This window comes from Allobosea sp. CER48 (assembly GCF_044752385.1).
In the GTDB taxonomy this organism is placed as follows: Bacteria; Pseudomonadota; Alphaproteobacteria; order Rhizobiales; family Beijerinckiaceae; genus Allobosea.
Window position 1 is genome coordinate 1 of the sequence record NZ_JBIWYK010000385.1, and the last position, 3,081, is coordinate 3,081.

General features: G+C 69.6%; 5 protein-coding genes. 1 reads left to right on the forward strand and 4 read right to left on the reverse strand.

Annotated features, from left to right (window positions below; translation table 11 throughout):
• Positions 1-438: glutathione peroxidase (locus ACIPIA_RS13225; RefSeq protein ID WP_400510212.1), on the forward strand; the 438-nt coding region annotated here is incomplete at its 5' end.
• 102 nt (positions 439-540) lie between these two features.
• Here ACIPIA_RS13225 and mog read toward each other — a convergent pair.
• From mog to fliK, 4 genes are all read right to left on the reverse strand, one after another.
• On the reverse strand, positions 541-1,074 hold the full coding sequence (mog, locus tag ACIPIA_RS13230; RefSeq protein ID WP_400510213.1) for a molybdopterin adenylyltransferase: 534 nt from the start codon (positions 1,072-1,074) through the stop codon (positions 541-543).
• Between the two features lie 67 nt (positions 1,075-1,141).
• Positions 1,142-2,194, reverse strand: a complete 1,053-nt coding sequence (locus ACIPIA_RS13235; RefSeq protein ID WP_400510215.1) for a GNAT family N-acetyltransferase — start codon at positions 2,192-2,194, stop codon at positions 1,142-1,144.
• Between the two features lie 101 nt (positions 2,195-2,295).
• Positions 2,296-2,589: an EscU/YscU/HrcU family type III secretion system export apparatus switch protein gene (locus tag ACIPIA_RS13240; protein WP_400510216.1), complete on the reverse strand. Its 294-nt coding sequence runs from the start codon at positions 2,587-2,589 to the stop codon at positions 2,296-2,298.
• Positions 2,586-3,081: flagellar hook-length control protein FliK (fliK, locus tag ACIPIA_RS13245; protein WP_400510217.1), on the reverse strand; the 496-nt coding region annotated here is incomplete at its 5' end. The genes ACIPIA_RS13240 and fliK, both read right to left, overlap by 4 nt.

Genomic DNA, 3,081 nt, shown 5'->3' on the forward strand with positions numbered 1-3,081 from the left:
CAGCTCTCGCTGGCCGATTATCGTGGCCGGCCGGTGCTGGTGGTCAACACCGCGACACGCTGCGGCTATGCCGGCCAGATGGCGACGCTCGAACAGCTCTGGCAGCGTTACCAGACCCGCGGAATGATGTTGGTCGCGGTGCCCAGCAACGATTTCGGCGGGCAGGAGCCGCTTGAGGGCGCCGCCATTGCCGAGGCGGCGCGGCAGAGCCACGGCGCGACCTACGCCTTCGCCGAGAAGACAGTCGTGCGGGGGCCGGAGGCTCACCCTTTCTACCGCTGGGCGGCGGCGCAGCGGCCGGCGGAGACGCCGCGCTGGAACTTCCACAAATACCTGATCGGACGCGACGGCGCGCTGATCGGCGGCTATCCGGCCGCGACCGATCCGCTCTCGCCGCAGCTCGTCCAGGCGATCGGGCGGGAGTTGGGAGCGGGTTGAGCCGAAGGCTCCCGTCGCGAAGGATGGTGCCGGAAACTCCGGGCCCATCTGGACCACCCTTCGAGACAGCGCTGACGCTGGTCCGGAGGGTTTGCGATGGCGTTACTTCTTCGGCCGGAAGGCGGTGATCACCGCCGGGTCGGTTTCGAGATAAGGCCCCTCGATCAGGTCTATGCAGTAGGGGATGGCCGGCATCACGGCGTCGAGGCATTCGGCGATGGCGCGCGGACGTCCGGGCAGGTTGACGATCAGCGACCTGCCGCGGATGCCGGCGGTCTGGCGCGAGAGAATCGCGGTCGGTACCTTGGCGAGGCTGACCTGGCGCATCAGCTCACCGAAGCCGGGCATCGGTTTCTCGATCACATCCTCGGTCGCTTCCGGCGTGACGTCGCGCGGGGCGGGGCCGGTGCCGCCGGTGGTGACGACGAGGCAGCAGCCTTCCCGGTCGGCAAGCTCGACCAGCGTCTCGGCGATCAGCTTGCGATCGTCGGGTATGACGCGCTCGACGGCCTCCCAGGGCGAGGTCAGCACCTTCTCCAGATAGGCGCGGATCGCAGGCCCGCCCTCGTCGGCATAGATGCCGGCCGAGGCCCGGTCCGAAACGGTGACGATTCCAATCCGGGCGGCGGTGCTCATCGGGCTTCTCCTGCGCAGCGCTCCTGCCTATCGGCGAGCGCCGAGCCCGGTCAACCTGGCATAGCGATCAGCTCTTGCGCGGGCTGCGCGCGGATCGTGCCCGGGCGGCGTCACGCAGGCGCCGCAGCCACATCCGGCCGAGGGCGGCAGCCTGCGCGGCGCCCGGCCGTCCGGGGCCGACGCGGATGATCGCATTCGCCATCTCGCGGCGTTCGCCCCAGACATAGGTGCCGGCATCGACGTGCTCGCCGGCGCCGCTGTCGAAGAAGGCCGGCGGCGTGCCGGCGAGATCGGCCTGGAGCATCGCGATGGTCAGGGTGCGCCCGGGCGAGTGGCGTGCCTGCGCCTCGTCATAGGCGATCTTCAGGAAATGGCGGCGGTCCCCGCTTTCGACGAGCAATCCCATGGCGAGCACCCGGCCGTCGAGCAGCAGCGTGTCGATCTGCAGGGAGTCGTCGGCTGCGAAGAGCTCGGCCATCCGCCGGATATAGGCCGCGTCGGCCGGCAGGCAGGCGATCGCCGTGCCGGCTTCCCCCTTCCAGCCGGAAGCCTCCAGGGTGAGGAAGGCCTCGAGCGCGTCCACCGCCGCCCGGCCGCGGCTGCGGCGGAAGGTGAGGGCGCCCTGCTTCCCGACCGCCCGGAACTGCTGCATCCGCTTCTTGTAGCTGGAGCCGAGCGCGCGCCGCAGGTAGCGCTCCAGATCGTCGCCGGCCTGGGGAGCCATCACCGGCCGGACCCAGCGCTCGTAGAGCGAGATTTCGCCCCCGGTCTGGCGGCAAGCTTCGGCAAGCACGGCCTGGCAGGGGCTGTCGAGCGGCAGCAGCGGCAGCCTCAGCGTATGCGGCAGGTCGCTGGAGGCGAGCAGATAGCGCAGGAGCGCGCGGGCCACCTCGGCGGCGTGGTCGCGGTCGAGCACAGGCAGGGAAGAGACTTCGTAGAGCGGCACCAGCGGCGCCGCAAGGACGCCGGAAAGGCCGCTGCGCCAGCCCTGCTCGCGCCGGAAGGCCCAGACGCCGACCAACTGCTCGAAATCGAGCGCCTCGCTGGCCCAGGCGCAGAGCACGACGATCTCGTCGTCCGGGACGAGCAGCGTCGCGGCCGAGACCGCAGCCGGCGACATATGCGGATTAGGCTCAAGCGCATGGCGGGCAAGCTCCGCGAAAGCCGGTCCCAGTTCCGCGTAAGCGGCTGGGCCGATGCGCCTGACAACGAGTTTGGTGTTCAAGATTTATGGCCGTTCCGATTCAGCCGGCTCAATTCGCCGCGCAGCGACAGGACGAAGGCGATCACCTGTGCTGTGGCGCGGTAGAGCTCTTCCGGTATCTCGTCGTCAAGCTCCACGGCCGAAAGAGCCTGTGCGAGAATCGCGTTCTGCTCGACGGCGACATCGTGCTCGCGCGCGGTTTCGACGATGCGCTCGGCCAGTTCGCCCCGTCCCTTGGCGGTGACGCGCGGTGCGCCGTGCCCGTCATATTCGAGGGCCACGGCAATCCGGGGCTGCTGCGGTGCGCTCATGACAGACGGTCCAGAAACTGGCCGGCCGTCGGCTGCATCACGCGGGGCTGGCCGGTGTGGATATCGATGGCGCCGCTGGCGAAATCGGCGTGGAGCAGGGCGCTTTCGAGGCCGGGAGCGGCGCCGCGAAGCAGGTGACTCGTCTCCTCCCGCTCGGCCCAGAGCGTCACGCCGACGTCGCGCCCCTGCAGCGTCACGACCCCCTGCAAGGGCCCCATAGGCTCGACGTCGAGCGCGAACCTGATACGCCAGAGCGGCGGGCTGACGCCCTCGATCGTGCGTCGCGGCGCTTCACGCTCGACCTGCAGTGGCAGAATGGCCGTGCCGTGGTGGAAGGCGAGCGGGATTTCGGCGAGCCAGCGCTGTGCTGGTTGGCTGCCGTCCTGGCGGGTGTGCTCGAGCGGAAGCGAGGCGTATTGCGTCAGCTTGATTCGATCGAGTGCCGCTTCGGTCTGGCCCAACAGGGTTTCGGCGATCGCGAGAGGCTTCTCC